Source organism: Bradyrhizobium sp. LMTR 3 (genome assembly GCF_001693485.1).
Lineage (GTDB): Bacteria > Pseudomonadota > Alphaproteobacteria > Rhizobiales > Xanthobacteraceae > Bradyrhizobium.
Genome location: NZ_MAXC01000012.1, coordinates 117,260 through 133,579, shown reverse-complemented (window position 1 = coordinate 133,579; position 16,320 = coordinate 117,260). Strand labels below are relative to the sequence as shown.

Here is a 16,320-nt window from a genome sequence, read left to right as displayed (position 1 = left end):
GCATCTAACTAAGAGTCATCAGGCGATGGGCGCTATACGGCCTGATCCTCGTAGCCGAACAGTTTGGCCGGGTTGGTGACCAGGATCTTCTTCAGCTCCGCTTCATCGGCCACATAGCGGTAGAGCAGCTCGAGCAGGTCGGCATCGTTAGGCGGCTGCACCACCGAAACCGGGTGCGGCCAATCGCTGGCCCAGACGCAACGGTCCGGCGCCGCCTCGATATAGGCGCGCGCGATCGGGATGACGTCGTCCCAGGGCGGGCCCTTCTTCGAGGTCTTTTCGCCGAGCGACAGCATCACCCAGAAATTGCCCTTGGACAGGAGCTCCAGCATCTTCTGCAGGTTCGGGTCCTCCTTGCCGCGCGTCGGGTCCGGGCGCGCCATGTGATCGATCAGCACGGGGACGTCGAGGTTTTCGTACTTCGCGACGCTGGAGACGATGCCGTCTTTCTCCGGCTGGATTTTTGCGTACCAGCCGAGTTCGCGAATCTTCGCGATGGCGCGGGCAAAATCCTTGTCCGAGAGCACCGCGCCGAGTTCCTGCCGGAAGCTGAAGCGGGCGCCGCGGACACCGGCATCGTGCAGCTTGGCGAGATAGGCGTCATCGGCTTCGGCAAACACCAGCGCGTTGGCGCAGCCGCGATAGTTCGGTCCCATCGCGGCGAGGCCGTCGAGCACTACCGAATGATCGGCGCCATAGGTCGTGGTCTGCACGATGATGCCGCGCTCGATGCCGAGCGCCTTGTGGACGCGAAGCGCTGCCTCCCAGGTCGCAGTCGGCATCTGGTAGGCGGCACCCGGCCGCACCGGATATTTTTCCAGCGGCCCCAACACGTGAAACTGGCTGTCGACGCTCTTCGGCGGCGGCAGTTTCGAGGGACGGCGCGGGTTCGGATCGAACGGAAGATAGGTCGGCATCTCGGGTTCCTTGTCTGATCGCGGTCAGCCGATCACGGCGGTGAAATCGCATTGCACGAGCGCGCCATTCTCCATGTCCATCTGCAGCGCATGGCGGGCAGGGCGGGAATGCTCGTCGGGAAACATCTTCAGCCATTCGGTATTGACCGGCGCGCGCTGCTTTCGATCCTGCAGCCACACCGTCATCTTGATGATATCGTCGGTCGTGCCGCCGCCGGCTTCGACGATTGTCTTCATATGCGCGAACATATTGGCGCACTGGTCCTCGATGCGCTCGGGCATTGCGCCGGTCGCGGGATCACGGCCGAGAATGACGCCGGACATCAGGAGATTGCCGATGCGGCAGGCGTTCGGAATCGGATTGGCGTGCTTGAATTCGCCGATATGAATGCTCTTGCGCCTTGTCATCGCTGCTCTCCCTCCGGGATGCTTCTTGTTTAGACGAACTGGCAGGACACCGATCCGAACCGGCCGTAATCGGCATGGAATGTATCGCCTCTGATGATCTCGACCGGGCGTGTAAACGATCCCGCCAGCACCACTTCGCCGGCCTCGAGATACTCGCCTTGGGCGGCCAGCCGATCGGCAAGCCAGGCCACGCCGTTGGCAGGGTGATTGAGCACGCCGGCGGCGATGCCGGTCTCCTCGATCTGGCCGTTGCGAAACAACAGCGCGCCGATCCAGCGCAGGTCGGCGTCGAGCGGACGAATGGGCCGGCCACCGATGACCAGTGCGGCATTCGCGGCATTGTCGGAGATCGTATCCATCACCTTGCGCGGCGCCTTCGTCTCGGGATCGACGCGATGCATCCGGGTTTCCAGGATTTCGAGCGCCGGGGTTACGTAATCGGTGGCGTTGAGCACGTCGAACAGTGTGCAATCCGGGCCCTTCAGCGGCGTCTTCAGCACGAAGGCCAGTTCGACCTCGATACGGGGTGCACGGAAGCGGTCGAACGGGATCGGCGACGCGTCGGGGTAGAACATGTCGGCGAACAGCACGCCGTAGTCCGGCTCGGAAATGCCGACGGCGTTCTGCATCGCTTTCGATGTCAGGCCGATCTTGTGGCCCCTGACGATGCGGCCGCGGGAGAGCTGCAACCTGGTCCAGGCGCGCTGAATGGCGTAGGCGTCCTCGATCGTGAGATCAGGATATTCGCGCGTGAATGCCGGGATCAGCGACTTGTTGCGTTCGGCGTCATCGAGGCGCTGCGCCAGCCGCTCGATAGTTTGTTGATCGAGCATCTTCTATTGCTCCGCCGCCACGGTGTTGCGAAGGATGCCGATCTTTCCGGACTCCACTTCGACAACGTCCCCGACTTTGAGCCAGCGCGGCGGCGTGAAGCGGGCGCCGGCCCCCGTCGGGGTGCCGGTCGCGATCATGTCGCCGGGTTTTAAGGTGGCAAAGGTGGAGAGGTAGGCGATCAGGTAATCGAACGGGAACATCAGCCGCTCGGTGGAATCGCTCTGCCGCACCTCGCCGTTGACGCGGGTGATGATGTCATGCGGGCCGCGCGGATCGCACTCGTCCGCCGTGACGATCCACGGGCCGATGCTGCCCGAACGATCGAAATTCTTTCCTTGCGTGACGTTGAACTTGCCGTGGTGCAGCCAGTCGCGAACGCTGCCCTCGTTGCACAGTGTCATGCCGAAGATGTGCTCCCATGCACGCTCGCGGGGAATGTGCCGGCCTTCCTTGCCGATAACGATTACCAGCTCGCCTTCATAGTCGAGCTGTTCGGAGATCTTCGGCTTCTCGATCGACTGGCCGGAGCCGACGACGGAGGAGGAATTGCGTACGAACAGGCTTGGATATTTCGGCAGGTCCGAGTTGTCCTTGTACTCGGCGTTGCGATCCCTGTAGTTCACGCCGATGCACCAGAGTTTTTCTGGAGCCGGTATCGGCGGCAGCAGCACGAGATCATCGAGCGCATGGTCCGGCTTCTGCCCGGCAATCGCCTGGCGCGCGATGTCCAGCCCGTCGCCGGCGATCAGCGCCCGCAGGTCGGCGAACTTCGTCCGCTCGGTCAGGTCGACGACCCCGCCCGGGATGCTCGCGCCGAAGCGCGGCTTGCCGTTTGCAAGATAGCTCAGAAGATGCATGAGATCGGTCTCCGGATCAGCGCGGCGCGCGATGGCGCGGCACGCTTCAGGATTCAGTTTTCGACGTCTGGAACACGGATTTTAAGGTGACGATCTCGCCGAGCTTGGCGTAACGCGGGCCGGCGATGCGGGCGATCGGGTCGAGCGCTTCGGTTTCGATCTTGCCGTTGTTCAAAAGGCCATCCCTGATGTGGAAGACCAGCACTTCGCCGACGATGAGCCGGCTGCGGGTCTCGCCGAATTCGAGGCACTGCCGGAAGCGGCATTCCATCGCAATCGGTGCGGCCGCAAGACGAGGCACCTTGATCCGCTCTCCAGGCAGCGTCGAAAGCCGCAACTCCTCGACCTCGCTGACGTCAGGCGGATGTTCGGTGGAGCTCTCGTGCACCGCCGTCATCAGGCTGGAGTCCGCGATGTGAACGACATACTCCTCGTTGTTGAGGATGTTCTGCGCGGTGTCCTTGTAGATTCCACCCTTGCGGCCGACGCTGATGGCCAGCATCGGCGGCTTCGGCGAGACGAACGTAAAGGCAGAGAATGGGGCGAGGTTGAGCACACCGCCGCCCGACAGGCTGGTCACCCAGGCGATCGGGCGGGGCACCACGACGCCGGTGATCAGCCGGTAGGCCGTCTCAGCGTCGAGATATGCAGGATCGATCCGCATCGGGATGCGCTTCAATCAGCCTTGATATTCGCCTTGCGGACGACGGGAATCCACTTGGCGTCCTCGCGTTCGAGGTAGCTCGTGAACTCTGCCGACGTCATCGATACGGCCTCGGCGCCGAGCGCGTTGAACTTCTCGACGACGGCGGGATCTTTCAGGATCTCCGCGAGGGTATCGTGGAGCTTGGTCACGATCTCGGGCGGCGTGCGTGCAGGCGCGAACAGGCCGGTAAAGGTCTGGCCGTCAAATTCCTTGTGGCCGAGTTCGGTGAAGGTCGGGACATCTGGCAGCCAGGAGGCGCGGCGGCTGCCGGTGACGGCGAGCGCGCGCAGCATGCCGCTCTTGATCGAAGGCAACCCGACCGAGATCTGGTCCAGGGCAAACTGCACCTGTCCGCCGATCAGGTCGTTGAGAGCGGGCGCGTTGCCGCGGTAATGCACCGTCAGCCATTGCAGACCCAACGTCGACTGCATGAGTTCGCTGAGCAGATGGTTGGTGGTGCCCTGGCCGGGCGAGGCCATCGTCAGCTTGCCCGGATCGCGACGCGCGAGCTCGATGAATTCCTTCAGGTCCTTGGCCTGCACCGACGGATGCACTTCGAGCACCAGCGGCGTCATCGTGATCGAAGTAATGGGAACGAAGTCCCGCTTCCAGTTGTAGGCCTCGCGCTTGGCGATCTCGGGTGCGAACAGCACGGGACCATTGGCGCCGACGAACAAGGCGTAGCCGTCGGGCGGCATTTTCGCGAACGCCTCGCCGGCGATCAGTCCGCCGGCGCCAGCCTTGTTTTCCACGATGAACGGCTGGCCCAGCTTCGCCTGCAGCCTGTCGGCGATGACGCGCGCAGCGCTATCGACATTGCCGCCTGCCGGGTAAGGGACGATCAGCTTAACCTGACGCGCCGGCCATTGCTGGGCGTCTGCCGGTGTGTTCAACGCTGCTGTGAATAGTGTCGACAGAGCGACGCCTGCGATCGCGAAAAATTTCATCGCATTCTCCCGAAAAGCGGCACATCTGCCGCTACATTCTTGCTTTGCGCGAGCCCCGTCCCGAGCGGCGTGCGCGTGTATTGTTCCGCGCCAGCGATCTTGCGCGCAGCCCTTCCGCTGTCGACCAAATTGTGGTGTTTTTGTCCACATTGTGGACAGCGGACAGGGCGTATGACGAATGGTCGGTTAAAGACACGAGGGCCGCGGCAGGGTGGGCAGGCGATCCGCCGCGCGTTGGCGGTGCTGCGGACGCTTGCGGTTGGTGGGGAACGAGGCGTACCGCTGGCTGAAGTCGTGCAGGCGACCTCGCTCGCTCGCCCGACGGTCCATCGCATCGTGCATGTGCTGATCGAGGAGGGGATTGTCGAACGCAGCGAGCGGACGGGAAATTATGTCGTCGGCCGCCAGGTGCCCGAACTGGCGCTGGCGCGTCCATCGCGTTCGCCCCTGATGGTTGCAGCCGAGCCGCATCTGGCGGCAGCGTCGGCGCAACTCGGCGATACCTTGTTTCTCACGGTGCGCACCGGCCTCGATACGCTGTGTGTGGCGCGCCGTATCGGTAGCTATCCGATCCAGGTGTTGTCGATCGAGGTCGGCGTCCGGCGTCCCTTGGGCGTCAGCAGCGCTGGCGTGGCGATCCTGGCCGCCATGCCGTCAGCCGAGGCGCGCAAGATCGTGCTCGCCAACGAAACGCGGTTTGGCGCTTACCGGACCGATACGGCCACCGTGCTCGGGCAGATCCAACTCGCGCGGCGCCGAGGCTACAATCTGCGCGATGTCGGCCTCGTGCAGGGAACGAAGTCGCTTTCGGCCTGGATCCGGACTCCTGACGGCCAGCCCGCCGCCGCGATTACGCTCTCCGCCATGCGCAACAGATTGGGCCCACGCCGCGCGATCGAGGTGGCGGACGTTCTTGTCTCGGCTGCGCGGGCGATCGAAGCGGCGACGGCGAGGGACTAGCCTAACTAGCCGCGGCGTTGGTCGATTTCGGCGCCGCTGCCGCGACGCGGCGGAAGCGCAGTACGATCCTGGTGCCGTGGTGGTTGGGATCGCGCTCGGCACTGGCATCCAGTTTGGCGGCCATTGCGCTCACGATGCGTTGTCCCATGCCGGTGGAGCGCGGGTCCGACTTGGCGTTGAGGCCGACGCCGTCGTCCGCGATCGAGACCACGAGGTCTTCGCCCTCGGACTTGAGCTCGACGTGAATGGGACCGGCGCCGTCGGGATAGGCGTATTTGACGGCGTTCATCACCAGTTCGTTGACAATGATGCCGATCGCCACCGCGCGGTCCGGGTCGATCTCGATCGGTTCGGCCCTGAGCGTCAGCCGCGACATCCTGTTGCCCTCGGCCGAACGGCGGAGATCTTCCAGCAGAGCTTCGAGATACTGGTTCAAGAGCACGCTCTTGAGATCGTGCGAGGTGTAGAGACGGCGGTGGACCTGGGCGACCGCCGCGACGCGGCCCATCGCATTGGTGAGTGCCGCCTTGACGTCGTCCTGGGTCGCCGAATTGGCCTGCAAGTGCAGCAGCGAGGCAATGATCTGCAGGGAGTTGCCGACGCGGTGGTTGACTTCGCGCAGCAGCACTTCACGTTCGGCGGCGAGCGCCGCATAGCGGTCGCGCGAGGCGTGAACCTCGGCTTCGGCCTCGTCGCGGGCCCGTTGAAGCTCGGCCTGCCTGAGTGCGCCGTCGATGGCGACCTGAAGCAGCGGAATGAAATCGCCCCGCGTATCCTTGACGAGATAGTCGGCGGCGCCGGCCTTCAGCGCCGTGACAGCGATCGCCGAATCCTGCGCGGCCGTGACAAACACCACCGGCGGGGCGTCCGGTATCGCCATGATGCGTTCGAGCGTTTCGAGGCCGTCGAGACCCGGCATGTACTGGTCGAGCGCAATCACGTCGATACCGCCTTGCGCCAGCCGCGCCAGTCCTTCTTCGCCGCCCGCCGCGTGCACGACCTTGAAGCCTGCCCGCGTCAGGCCGCGGTCGACCAGCCGGGCGAGGCCGGCGTCGTCGTCGATATAGAGCAGCGTCGGCGTCGCGGGTTTCATATGGCGGCCGGAGGGACCTGAATGACGGAGAAGAACAGACCGAGTTGGCGAATGGCGTTGGCGAAGCTTTCGTAGTTCACCGGCTTGGTAATGTAGACGTTGCAACCGAGTTCGTAGCAGCGCTTGATCTCGTAGGAGTCGTCGGTCGTGGTCAGCACCACGACCGGCGTGGTCTTGAGATACTGGTTTTCCTTCACCCGCTTCAGAATGTCGATACCGGACGTATCGGGCAAGTTGAGATCGAGCAGGATCAGGAGCGCGCCGCCCTTGTGGTCGAGGCCCGTCCCGTCCTTGCCGAACAGGTAGTTCAGCGCTGCTGTACCGCTGGTGAACGGTATTATCTCATTGTTTACGCCGGATCGGCGTATGTTCCGTTCGATCAGGCGAGCATGGCCCTCGTCGTCCTCGATCATGATGATGGTGACTGGATTACTCATATCCGTATGTTCCGGTTACCTGCTGGCCAATTAATGGGCAGTGTGATCGTGAACGTGCTGCCCTGGTGAAGTTCCGATGCGACCGACATGGTTCCTCCCAAGCGGCGCACCAATGCGCGGACATGAGCAAGCCCGATGCCTTGTCCCGGCTTGTCCTGGGTTCCCGCGCGGCGGAACAAATCGAAAATGCGCTGATGGTCCTTGGGATCGATGCCGCGGCCGTTGTCTGATATCTCGAATACCGCAAAGCCGAGCTTGGTGCGGCCGCGAACCGTGATTTCGCCGGGCACGCCGGTCCTGAGATATTTGAGCGCATTATCGATCAGATTGGAGAATATCTGCTCCAGCGCAAGGCGATCGCTGACGATATTCGGCAATGCGTCGATCCGGATCTCGGCCTGGGCCTCGGCGGCCTGGTGCGCCACGGTCGCCGCAATTCCCTCGATCAGCTCCTTGGTATCGATCCAGACCGGCTCGAACTCGCGCCGCCCCTCGCGGGTGAGATTGAGGATCGCCGATATCAGCCGATCCATCTTGCCGATCGACGATTTGATGAAGCTGAGTGCCTCGGAGAAATCCTCCGAGAGCTTCTGGTCGGGACCTTCGAGTACGGGCTCGGCGGTATCGGTGGCATTTTCCGGGGCGAGCGTCGCTTCGGATTGCACGCGGGAAAGCGCTGCGATCCGTTTGAAGATGTCGCCGCGCAATTCCTCCAGCTCGCTCGTAAAGCCCATGATGTTCACCAGCGGCGAGCGCAGATCGTGGCTTACGATGTAGGCGAAGCGCTGGATCTCGTCATTGGCTTCGCGCAGGTCCGCCGTGCGCTCGTCTATGGTGGCCTCGAGGTTGAGGTGGCTGTCGCGCAGCCTGGCGTCGGCCTGGTCGCGTGCGCGCGACGAACGGCGGACGAGGAAGATCGCGATGCCGGCCAATACGACCACGAAACCCGAGCCGATGCCCGTGATCGAGGCCGCCAGCGTCTGGCTGCGATCGGCGTTGGTCGTGCGCTCGACAAACAGACGGTCCTCCTCGGTCCGCATCCGCACGGCGAGATCGTCAATGTGTTTCATGGTGTCGCGCCCGATGCCCTCGCGCACGATCTTGGAGGCATCGTTCAGGCGCTGGGACCGGGCCAGCTCCATCGTCGTACGGAATTCTTCGATGCGCTGGTCGTAGAGCGGCATAATTTCGTTCATGAGCCCCCGTTGAACCGGATTGTCGCTGACAAGCCGGCCCAACCGCGTCAGCGCCGGCGCCAGTTCGGACATGGCTTGCTCGAAGTCGGTCCGAAAGTCGGGGCGCAATGTCGCGAGGTAGCCGCGCTGCGCGCTTTCGGCACGCCGCAGTTGCAGTTGGACGAGCGATATCTGGTTCTCGACCTCGACGGTGCGCTGCACCGCGCGCGCGTCCTCGCGCGCCTTGTTCACGAGATGGACCGAACCCGCGCTGATGGCGGTCAACACCAGTAGCCCGGCCGCAAGCAGCAGGATGTGGCCCATGGCGCGCTTGCGCTGGACATCAGCGATCACGGTGATCTCGCGTCATGGACAAGCGGAATACGCGCCCCTCGCAACCCCCTATACATTCCAACGCGCGACGGAACCCATCGGTTCCATCGACCGTCGAAAATTTCAGGCGATTTTCGTGCCCAGAGGTCTAGCCGTCCGCGGGTTGGCCGGCGAGGTACTGCTCGAGCCAGTGAATGTGGTAGTCGCCGTTGATAATATCGGCCTCCCGGACCAGTGCCCGGAACAGCGGCAGCGTGGTTTCGATGCCGTCAACCACCATTTCGTCGAGTGCCCGGCGCAGCCGCATCAGGCATTCGGCGCGAGTCTTGCCGTGCACGATCAGCTTGCCGACGAGTGAATCATAGTAGGGCGGAATGACGTAGCCCTGATAAACTGCGGAATCGATCCGCACGCCGAGCCCCCCGGGCGGATGGAATTGCGTGATCTTGCCGGGCGAGGGGCGGAAGGTCTGCGGGTTTTCCGCATTGACGCGACATTCGATGGCATGCCCGATGATAGCGATCTCTTCCTGCTTCGCGGGCAGGTCGCCGCCGGCGGCGATACGGATTTGCTCCAGCACGAGGTCGATGTCGGTGATGCTCTCGGTGACGGGATGCTCGACCTGGATGCGGGTGTTCATCTCGATGAAATAGAACTCGCCATCCTCATAGAGGAATTCGATGGTGCCGACGCCGAGATATTTCATGTCCCGCATCGCCTTGGCGCAGGTCTCGCCGATCTTGGCGCGGGCGGCGGCGGCGAGAACCGGCGAGGGGCCTTCTTCCCAGACCTTCTGGTGACGGCGCTGCAGCGAGCAATCGCGCTCGCCGAGATGGATCGCACCGCCGCGGCCGTCACCGAGAATTTGGATCTCGATGTGGCGCGGCTTCTGCAGGTATTTTTCGAGATAGACCGAGGCGTCGCCGAATGCGGATTTCGCCTCGTTGGAGGCCGTGGACAGCGCCAGCATCAGGTCGTCGGCGGTGCGCGCCACCTTCATGCCGCGTCCGCCGCCGCCGGCGGCAGCTTTCACCAGCACCGGAAAACCGATCGCCTTGCCGATCGCCATTGCATCGTCATCGGAAGAGACCGCGCCGTCGGAGCCCGGCACCACCGGAATGCCGAGCCGCTTTGCGGTCTTCTTGGCCTCGATCTTGTCGCCCATCAGGCGGATGTGTTCGGCCTTCGGGCCGATGAAATGCAGATTGTGCTCGGCGAGGATTTCGGCGAAGCGGGCGTTCTCGGAAAGAAAGCCGTAGCCGGGATGCACGGCATCCGCGCCCGTTATCTCACAGGCCGCGAGCAGCGCCGGGACGTTGAGATAGGAATCCTTGGAAGGCGGCGGCCCGATGCAGACGCTCTCGTCGGCGAGCCGCACGTGCATCGCGTCGGCGTCGGCGGTGGAATGCACGGCGACGGTGGAGATGCCGAGCTCCTTGCAAGCGCGCAGCACGCGCAGGGCAATTTCGCCGCGATTGGCTATGAGGATCTTGTCGAACATGCGGCTCCCGCCGGCGAGTAGCGAGTGGCGAATGGCGAATGGTCAGCGCTGAAGACCAATCGCTATTCGCCACGCGCCATTCGCCATCTACTCAATAATGACCAATGGCTCGCCGAATTCGACCGGCTGGCCGTCCTCGACGAGAATTTGCGTCACCGTGCCGGCGCGCGGCGACGGGATCTGGTTCATCGTCTTCATCGCTTCGATGATCAGGAGAGTCTGGCCGGCCGAAACCTTGGTGCCGACCTCGATGAACGGCTTGGCGCCGGGCTCGGGGGCCCAATAGGCGGTGCCGACCATCGGCGAGGGGACCACGCCCGGATGCTTGGCCAGGTCGGCAGCCGCCGCGCTCCCCGCAACGATGGCTGCCGCCGCAGCCGGCGCCGGCTGGAAGCCTGCCGGCATCGCCGCCGACACGCTGATGTTGCGAGCGACACGCACGCGCAGCCCGGCGCGCTCGATCTCGATCTCGGTCAGGCTGGTCTCGTCCAGCAGCAGCGCGAGTTCGCGAATGAGCGCGCTGTCGTCGCTCTTTAGATTTGCGGCTGATTTGTCCGCTGACTTGTTGTCGGGCTGGCGGGCCATGCTCTTGATCCGGAATTCTCGATGTGGGTGACGGCTTAAGCGTCAGGTGTCGTTCGACGTCAGATTTTTGAGGTCAGTTTTTTTGAAGTCAGTCTTTGGCCCTGGCGCCGAGTTTGGCGGCCAGGCCTGATATTGCGAGCCGGTAGCCGTCGACGCCGAAGCCACAGAGCGATGCAAAGGCGGCCATGGCCGTGAAGGAGTGGTGACGGAAGCTCTCGCGGGCGTGGATGTTGCTGATGTGCACTTCCACCGTCGGGATTTTGACCGCGACCAGCGCATCGTGCAACGCGATCGAGGTGTGCGAATAACCGCCGGCGTTGATGATGATGCCGGCCGCCTTCTTCGCATGCGCCTCATGGATGAAGTCGATCAACTCGCCCTCGCGGTTGGACTGGCGGCAATCGGCCTTCAGGCCGAACTGTGCTGCCGTATCGACGCAAAGTTTTTCGACGTCGGCGAGCGTCGCATGGCCGTAGGTTTCGGGCTCGCGCGTCCCCAACATGTTGAGGTTCGGGCCGTTGAGCACATAAATCGTCGCAGCAGAGGCTTGGGCGCTTCCTTGGGCCATCCGGATTCCAGCAAAAAGGGGCGGGCAGGTCGCGGGGTTATAGGTAACAACGCGGCCAAGGGGAAGCCTTTAGGCCGCTCCGGGAGCCTTTCAAGGGCCTTACCCTGTTCATAAAAAGGCGGATATAACCCGCTGAATTTATTCATTAACCAATGGAGTGAATCGATTGCCGGGCCTGCTGCGGCCTGGTCATGCCCTTGATCAGCGAAAAGGGCGGGCATTACTGCCCGCCCTGATCTCTGCGAAAGGCCGCTTTTAGGCGTCCAGAATCGCCACGATCTCGTAGGTGTTCGGATCGACGATCACGATCTGCTCCTTGACGAGGATGTACTTATACCTGCGCCATTCCGGATAGATCGTCACCACGCGCTCCGGCAGCGTGTGGAAGGTCACGTCGCGCGGTATGCGCGTGCCGACCGAAACCGAGAAGTTCACGTTCGTCACCGGCTGAACGCGTGTCTCCTTGATCACGCTGGTGATCTGGGTGCGCTGCTCGGTCGAGAGCTTGGCGCCCGCGCCGGCCTGACCTGTCGTGGTCGTTTGGCCTGCGGCTCCGCCCTGCGTCTGGGTCTGCGTGCGGTCGCGGTCCTGCTGACCTTGGACCTTCTGGTCACGCTGCATTTTCTGGTCACGCTGCATTTGGTCACGGCCCTCACGGCCCTGGGTCGTGGTCTGGTCACGGTCACGCTGGGTCGTGCCCTGCTCACGCTGCATCCCTTGGCCGGTCGTCTGGCCCTTGTCGCCCTTCATGCTGCCGCGGTCCTCTTTGCCCTCGGCCTTCATGCCTTTGTCGCCCTTCATGCGGTCTTCGCTGCGCTGGGCCTTTTCACCGCCCATCGACTTCTGCTCGGACTGTCCCTGGCCGGTAGTGCCGCCGGGTTCGCGCTGCATGGCACCGCCCCTCTCAGAAGGCGCGCCCTGCTGCGCCGCAGAACCGGCCGACCCTGCGTCGCCGCGTCCCGTGCCGGTGCCTTGCGCATTCGCAAAGCCGGTTCCGGCGATCAGGGCCGCCGCGGCGACCGTCATCAGAAAGCGATTACTCATCTAATGTCTCCTCACGTATCTGCATTGCCCGCGCCAACAACGAAAGGAATTGCCTGGTGTTCCTGATAGTTGCCGGTTCCGCCGTCTTTGTTTTGTGAACGCGGGATGAACCGCTGCGCCACATAGTGCCGCAACGAAAAAGGCCGGCTGTCGAGCCGGCCTTTCACTTCATGCGCGAAGCGTCGCCTCAGCAGGTCGCCTTGCCGCAGCGGGCGTTGCTGATCTTTTCGCGTAGGGCTTCGACGCCGACCGCGCCGATCACGACCTGCTTGCCGATCACGTAGCTCGGCGTGCCGTTCATGCCCATGGCCTCGGCGAGCTTGAAGTTTTCCTCGAGCGTGCCGCGCACTTCCGCGCTGTTCAGATCCTTCTCGAGCTTCGCCATGTCGAGGCCGACTTCCTTGGCAACGGCCATCGCGCGTGCCTTGTCGGCGGCGCCGCGGCCGGTGAGCAGCTTCTGATGGAAGTCGAGATATTTCTTGCCGGTCGGATCCTGCATGCGCACGGCGACGCCGACCTGAGCGGCTTCGACCGAGCCCGCGCTCAACACCGGAAACTCCTTGAGCACGACCTTGAGCTTCGGGTCGCTCTTCATCAGCTCCATCATGTCCAGCATCGCGCGCTTGCAATAGCCGCAATTGTAATCGAAGAACTCGACGAAGGTGACGTCGCCGTCCTCGTTGCCGACCGTAACGTTGCGCGGCGAGTTGAAGATCGCGTCCGCATTCTTGGCGACGCCGGCTTCGTGCTTGGCGGCTTCGGCTGCGGCCTGACGCTTGCTGAGTTCGGTCATCGCCTCTTCGAGCACCTCGGGATGCGCGATCAGGTAATTGCGGACGATGGCCTCGATGTCGCCGCGCTGGGTGTCGGTAAAACTCTGTGCGGAGGCGGACAGCGGCGCACCGCAGAGCGCCAAAGCGAACAGTGCGGGGATGAGAAGACGGAACGAGGGCATCGGTTAATCCTTGTGCGGCGAGTTCCCGGGCAATTCTGCTGAAGGCCGGCTCCGAGAATATCTTGGATCGGGCCAAATCCTTGATAGCGAAGTCCTTGATACCAAGTCCTTGATGATCGAGTCTTTGGTGACCAAGTCCGATTATAGCCGAATACGGCTTAATTCTAGTTGCCCTTCTCGCCGGGCAGCGGCTTGGTGTTCACGATGTCGTCAGCCTTGACCCATCCCGGCGTCCCGACCGCGAAGCGTGTTTTTGCCCGAGAGGCCAGATCGCGCGCCGTCTTGCTGTCGCCGCGCAAATAGGCGGCCTGGGCCGACGCCAGATCGGCCTGCGCATAATCTCCTTTTCGGCCATAGGCCATCGCAAGCTGCATATAGCCGATCGGCGCCTCGCTCTCGCGCGCTACCGCCGCGCGCAGGATGGCAATCGCCTCGTCGGTGTAGGCGTTGTTGCCGGTTGCCACGAGGGCCTGCCCAAGCAGCATCTCGATGAGGGGCGAGTTGTTGGAAAGCGCTACGGCCTTGCGAAGCGGCGCGATCGCCTCCTGCGGCTTGCCGCCCTCCAGCAGCGCCTGGCCGCGCACCTCGTGGAAATAGGGATTGTTGGGCTGCTGCTGAATCAGCGCGTCGATCTGCGCGAGCGCGCTGCGCAGGTCGCCGTGCCGGTAGGTCGCGATCGCATGGGCGTAGCGCGCAGGCAGGCTGTTGTTGGACAATGGATAGCGCCGGTACACAGTATCCTGCCGCTCCATGAAGGCCGAGATCTTGGCGCGCACCATGTCGTGGCGTAGCTGCAGGGCAGGGTCGTCCTTTTTGTCCCAATAGGGGCTCGACCGTGCCAGTTCTTCCAGCGCGGCGACGCGCTGGGCCGGCATCGGATGCGACTGAACGTAAGGGTCTGTGCCGCGCGCGGCGAACAGGCTCTCGTCGGTGAAGCGTTTGAAGGTCTCGTGCATGCCCCTGGCGGACTGGCCTGTGGCGGTCAGAAACTTGACGCCGGCCTTGTCGGCGTTCTCCTCTTGCTGACGTACATAGGAGAGCAGGTTGCGGCGGATCATTTCTCCCGGCGCGGAAAACATCGCCGCGCCGGCGTTGGCCAACCCGCTGTTGCTGCCGCCTTGCGCACCCGCGACCATCGCGCCGGCGCCAAGCAGCATGGCGATGATCATCTGCGTCTGGGCCCGCGCCATCTCCTGGCGCATCTTGGCGAGATGGCCGCCGGCAAGATGGCCGGTTTCGTGCGCCATCACGCCGATGATCTGATTCGGTGTCTCCGACTGCATGATCGCGCCGTAGTTCACGAAGATGCGTCGGCCGTCGGCAACGAAGGCGTTGAAGACGCCTTGGTTGATGATCACCATCTGGATATTTTGTTTTTCCAGACCGGCGGCGCGCAGGATCGGGCGCGTATATTCGCGCAGCAATTGTTCCGTCTCGGTATCGCGGAGCACCGGTGGGCCCCTGTTCGCCTGCGCCAGCGCAGCCATCGGCGCGACGGCAAGGGCGACCGCAGTCGTCAACGTGGTCAACTTCAGTGATTTCTTTCGTGGGGCGATGCGGAGCAGCATGAACAGTCTTTGGCGATTGGCGGTGCATCCGGATTTGCCCGGACGCCGGTTCGGTTTCCGATTAGATCAGAAACGGGTCCCAGGTTGTTGTTTCAACGCGTTTCTTCACCGAACCGGTATCACTTCGCTTGAAAACGCTATAACAAGCCACCGAATACGGCCAGTCTGGGGCGCTTACCGGCTCGGGAACCCGAATTCGGACGGCGCCCGTGCAATAGCAGAGATCGATGCTGGAATCGACACTTAGAGACCGCGCGACAGCGCTGCTGACCCCCTCGGCGCGGAGCGACGTTCCGCCCTTCATGGTGATGGACGTGATGGCGGCCGCGGCCCGCATCGAGGCGGCCGGCGGCCATGTCATTCACATGGAAGTGGGCCAACCGGCAGCGTCCGCACCCAGAACCGCGATCGCGGCCGCGCACGCTGCGCTTGATGAGGCGCGGATCGACTACACCTCGGCACTCGGCATGCCCACGCTGCGTGCGCGGATTGCCAGGCATTACCGCGACATTTACGGCTGCGCGGTCGATACCGACCGCATCGTGATCACGACCGGCTCGTCCGGTGGATTCATTCTGGCGTTCCTGTCGATGTTCGAACCGGGGGATCGCGTGGCGGTCACGGTGCCGGGTTATCCGCCCTACCGGCATATTCTGACCGCGCTCGGTTGCGAGCCGGTGCTGATCGAGACCTCGAGCGCGACGCGCCATGCGCTGACGGGAGAGGCGTTGCTAGCGGCGCACCGCAAGGCGCCGCTGAAGGGCGTGCTGGTCGGCAGCCCCGCCAATCCGACGGGAACGATGATGTCGCGCGAAGCGCTCACCGGCCTGATCAACGCGGCAGAAGGTGCGGGCATCCGCTTCATTTCCGACGAGATCTATCATGGGCTAGATTATGCGTTTCCGGCGGTGACGGCGGCGGAGCTTTCGCCGCATGCGCTCGTGATCAACTCGTTCTCGAAATATTTCTGCATGACCGGCTGGCGGGTCGGCTGGATGGTGGTGCCGGAGTCTCTGGTGCGCCCGATCGAGCGGTTGCAGCAGAACCTGTCGATCTCGGTGCCGACGCTGTCGCAGATCGCGGCCGAAGCGGCATTCGAAGGCCGCGAGGAGATGGAGGCGATCAAGCGCGGCTATCAGGAGAACCGTCGCATCCTGATCGAGGGATTGCCGAAGGCCGGTCTCACCAAGTTCCTGCCGGCCGATGGCGCGTTCTATCTCTACGCCGATGTTTCGGATTTCACGTCCGACAGTTTTGAGTTTGCCGGCCGTATGCTGGAGAAGGCGCATGTGGCGGCGACGCCGGGCGTCGATTTCGATCCGATCCACGGCCGCAGCTTCATTCGCTTCTCTTATGCGCGCTCGGCCGACGAGATGCGCGAAGCGGTGACGCGCATCGCGCGTTGGCTGCGATAATACCTCCGGCCTGTCAC

Annotated in this window: 17 protein-coding genes; 2 read left to right on the top strand and 15 right to left on the bottom strand. The window is 63.3% G+C overall.

All coding sequences use genetic code 11. The features are described 5' to 3' along the window. Positions 1-32: 32 nt before the first annotated feature. The 6 genes from LMTR3_RS10050 to LMTR3_RS10025 are packed head-to-tail and all read right to left on the bottom strand — an operon-like array spanning position 33 to position 4,669. The gene (locus LMTR3_RS10050) at positions 33-917 is read right to left on the bottom strand and encodes an amidohydrolase family protein (protein ID WP_065744910.1); all 885 of its coding nucleotides are present in this window, start codon (positions 915-917) and stop codon (positions 33-35) included. Between the two features lie 24 nt (positions 918-941). Next, positions 942-1,325, bottom strand: a complete 384-nt coding sequence (locus LMTR3_RS10045; protein WP_065744909.1) for a RidA family protein — start codon at positions 1,323-1,325, stop codon at positions 942-944. 29 nt (positions 1,326-1,354) lie between these two features. After that, the gene (gene hpaH, locus LMTR3_RS10040; protein ID WP_065744908.1) at positions 1,355-2,158 is read right to left on the bottom strand and encodes a 2-oxo-hept-4-ene-1,7-dioate hydratase; all 804 of its coding nucleotides are present in this window, start codon (positions 2,156-2,158) and stop codon (positions 1,355-1,357) included. A gap of 3 nt (positions 2,159-2,161) precedes the next feature. Next, the gene (locus LMTR3_RS10035; protein ID WP_065744907.1) at positions 2,162-3,016 is read right to left on the bottom strand and encodes a fumarylacetoacetate hydrolase family protein; all 855 of its coding nucleotides are present in this window, start codon (positions 3,014-3,016) and stop codon (positions 2,162-2,164) included. Positions 3,017-3,062: 46 nt separating this feature from the next. Continuing rightward, positions 3,063-3,680 (bottom strand): flavin reductase family protein, encoded by a 618-nt coding sequence (locus tag LMTR3_RS10030; RefSeq protein ID WP_065745572.1) that lies wholly within the window; start codon positions 3,678-3,680, stop codon positions 3,063-3,065. Positions 3,681-3,691: 11 nt separating this feature from the next. Beyond that, positions 3,692-4,669 (bottom strand): Bug family tripartite tricarboxylate transporter substrate binding protein, encoded by a 978-nt coding sequence (locus tag LMTR3_RS10025; protein ID WP_065744906.1) that lies wholly within the window; start codon positions 4,667-4,669, stop codon positions 3,692-3,694. A gap of 171 nt (positions 4,670-4,840) precedes the next feature. Here LMTR3_RS10025 and LMTR3_RS10020 point away from each other — a divergent pair, with 171 nt between their 5' ends. Further along, a complete protein-coding gene (locus tag LMTR3_RS10020) occupies positions 4,841-5,629 on the top strand; it encodes an IclR family transcriptional regulator (protein ID WP_065744905.1) in 789 nt (262 codons plus the stop codon). A 1-nt stretch (position 5,630) separates the two neighbouring features. Here the strand turns inward: LMTR3_RS10020 and LMTR3_RS10015 are convergent, their stop codons facing one another. From LMTR3_RS10015 to LMTR3_RS09975, 9 genes are all read right to left on the bottom strand, one after another. Next, entirely contained in the window at positions 5,631-6,722 is a 1,092-nt protein-coding gene (locus LMTR3_RS10015; protein WP_065744904.1) for a sensor histidine kinase, read from the bottom strand. After that, on the bottom strand, positions 6,719-7,159 hold the full coding sequence (locus LMTR3_RS10010; RefSeq protein ID WP_065744903.1) for a response regulator: 441 nt from the start codon (positions 7,157-7,159) through the stop codon (positions 6,719-6,721). The genes LMTR3_RS10015 and LMTR3_RS10010 overlap by 4 nt, the downstream gene beginning before the upstream one ends. Beyond that, positions 7,156-8,688 (bottom strand): sensor histidine kinase, encoded by a 1,533-nt coding sequence (locus LMTR3_RS10005; protein WP_141686542.1) that lies wholly within the window; start codon positions 8,686-8,688, stop codon positions 7,156-7,158. Before LMTR3_RS10005 ends, LMTR3_RS10010 begins: the two co-directional genes overlap by 4 nt. 127 nt (positions 8,689-8,815) lie before the next feature. Continuing rightward, positions 8,816-10,168, bottom strand: coding sequence for an acetyl-CoA carboxylase biotin carboxylase subunit (accC, locus tag LMTR3_RS10000; RefSeq protein WP_065744902.1), 1,353 nt, complete (start codon positions 10,166-10,168; stop codon positions 8,816-8,818). Positions 10,169-10,255: 87 nt separating this feature from the next. Then, positions 10,256-10,753 (bottom strand): acetyl-CoA carboxylase biotin carboxyl carrier protein, encoded by a 498-nt coding sequence (accB, locus tag LMTR3_RS09995; RefSeq protein WP_065744901.1) that lies wholly within the window; start codon positions 10,751-10,753, stop codon positions 10,256-10,258. 88 nt (positions 10,754-10,841) lie between these two features. Then, positions 10,842-11,321, bottom strand: a complete 480-nt coding sequence (aroQ, locus tag LMTR3_RS09990) for a type II 3-dehydroquinate dehydratase (RefSeq protein ID WP_065744900.1) — start codon at positions 11,319-11,321, stop codon at positions 10,842-10,844. 255 nt (positions 11,322-11,576) lie between these two features. Next, positions 11,577-12,365 carry a DUF1236 domain-containing protein gene (locus tag LMTR3_RS09985; RefSeq protein WP_065744899.1) on the bottom strand — a complete coding sequence of 263 codons (789 nt, stop codon included), beginning with the start codon at positions 12,363-12,365 and terminating at the stop codon, positions 11,577-11,579. Between the two features lie 187 nt (positions 12,366-12,552). Further along, the gene (locus LMTR3_RS09980) at positions 12,553-13,320 is read right to left on the bottom strand and encodes a DsbA family protein (protein WP_065744898.1); all 768 of its coding nucleotides are present in this window, start codon (positions 13,318-13,320) and stop codon (positions 12,553-12,555) included. A gap of 164 nt (positions 13,321-13,484) precedes the next feature. Beyond that, the gene (locus LMTR3_RS09975) at positions 13,485-14,888 is read right to left on the bottom strand and encodes a M48 family metalloprotease (RefSeq protein ID WP_065744897.1); all 1,404 of its coding nucleotides are present in this window, start codon (positions 14,886-14,888) and stop codon (positions 13,485-13,487) included. Between the two features lie 227 nt (positions 14,889-15,115). Between LMTR3_RS09975 and LMTR3_RS09970 the strand changes: the two genes are divergently transcribed. Further along, positions 15,116-16,303, top strand: coding sequence for a pyridoxal phosphate-dependent aminotransferase (locus LMTR3_RS09970; protein ID WP_065744896.1), 1,188 nt, complete (start codon positions 15,116-15,118; stop codon positions 16,301-16,303). Positions 16,304-16,320: the final 17 nt, after the last annotated feature.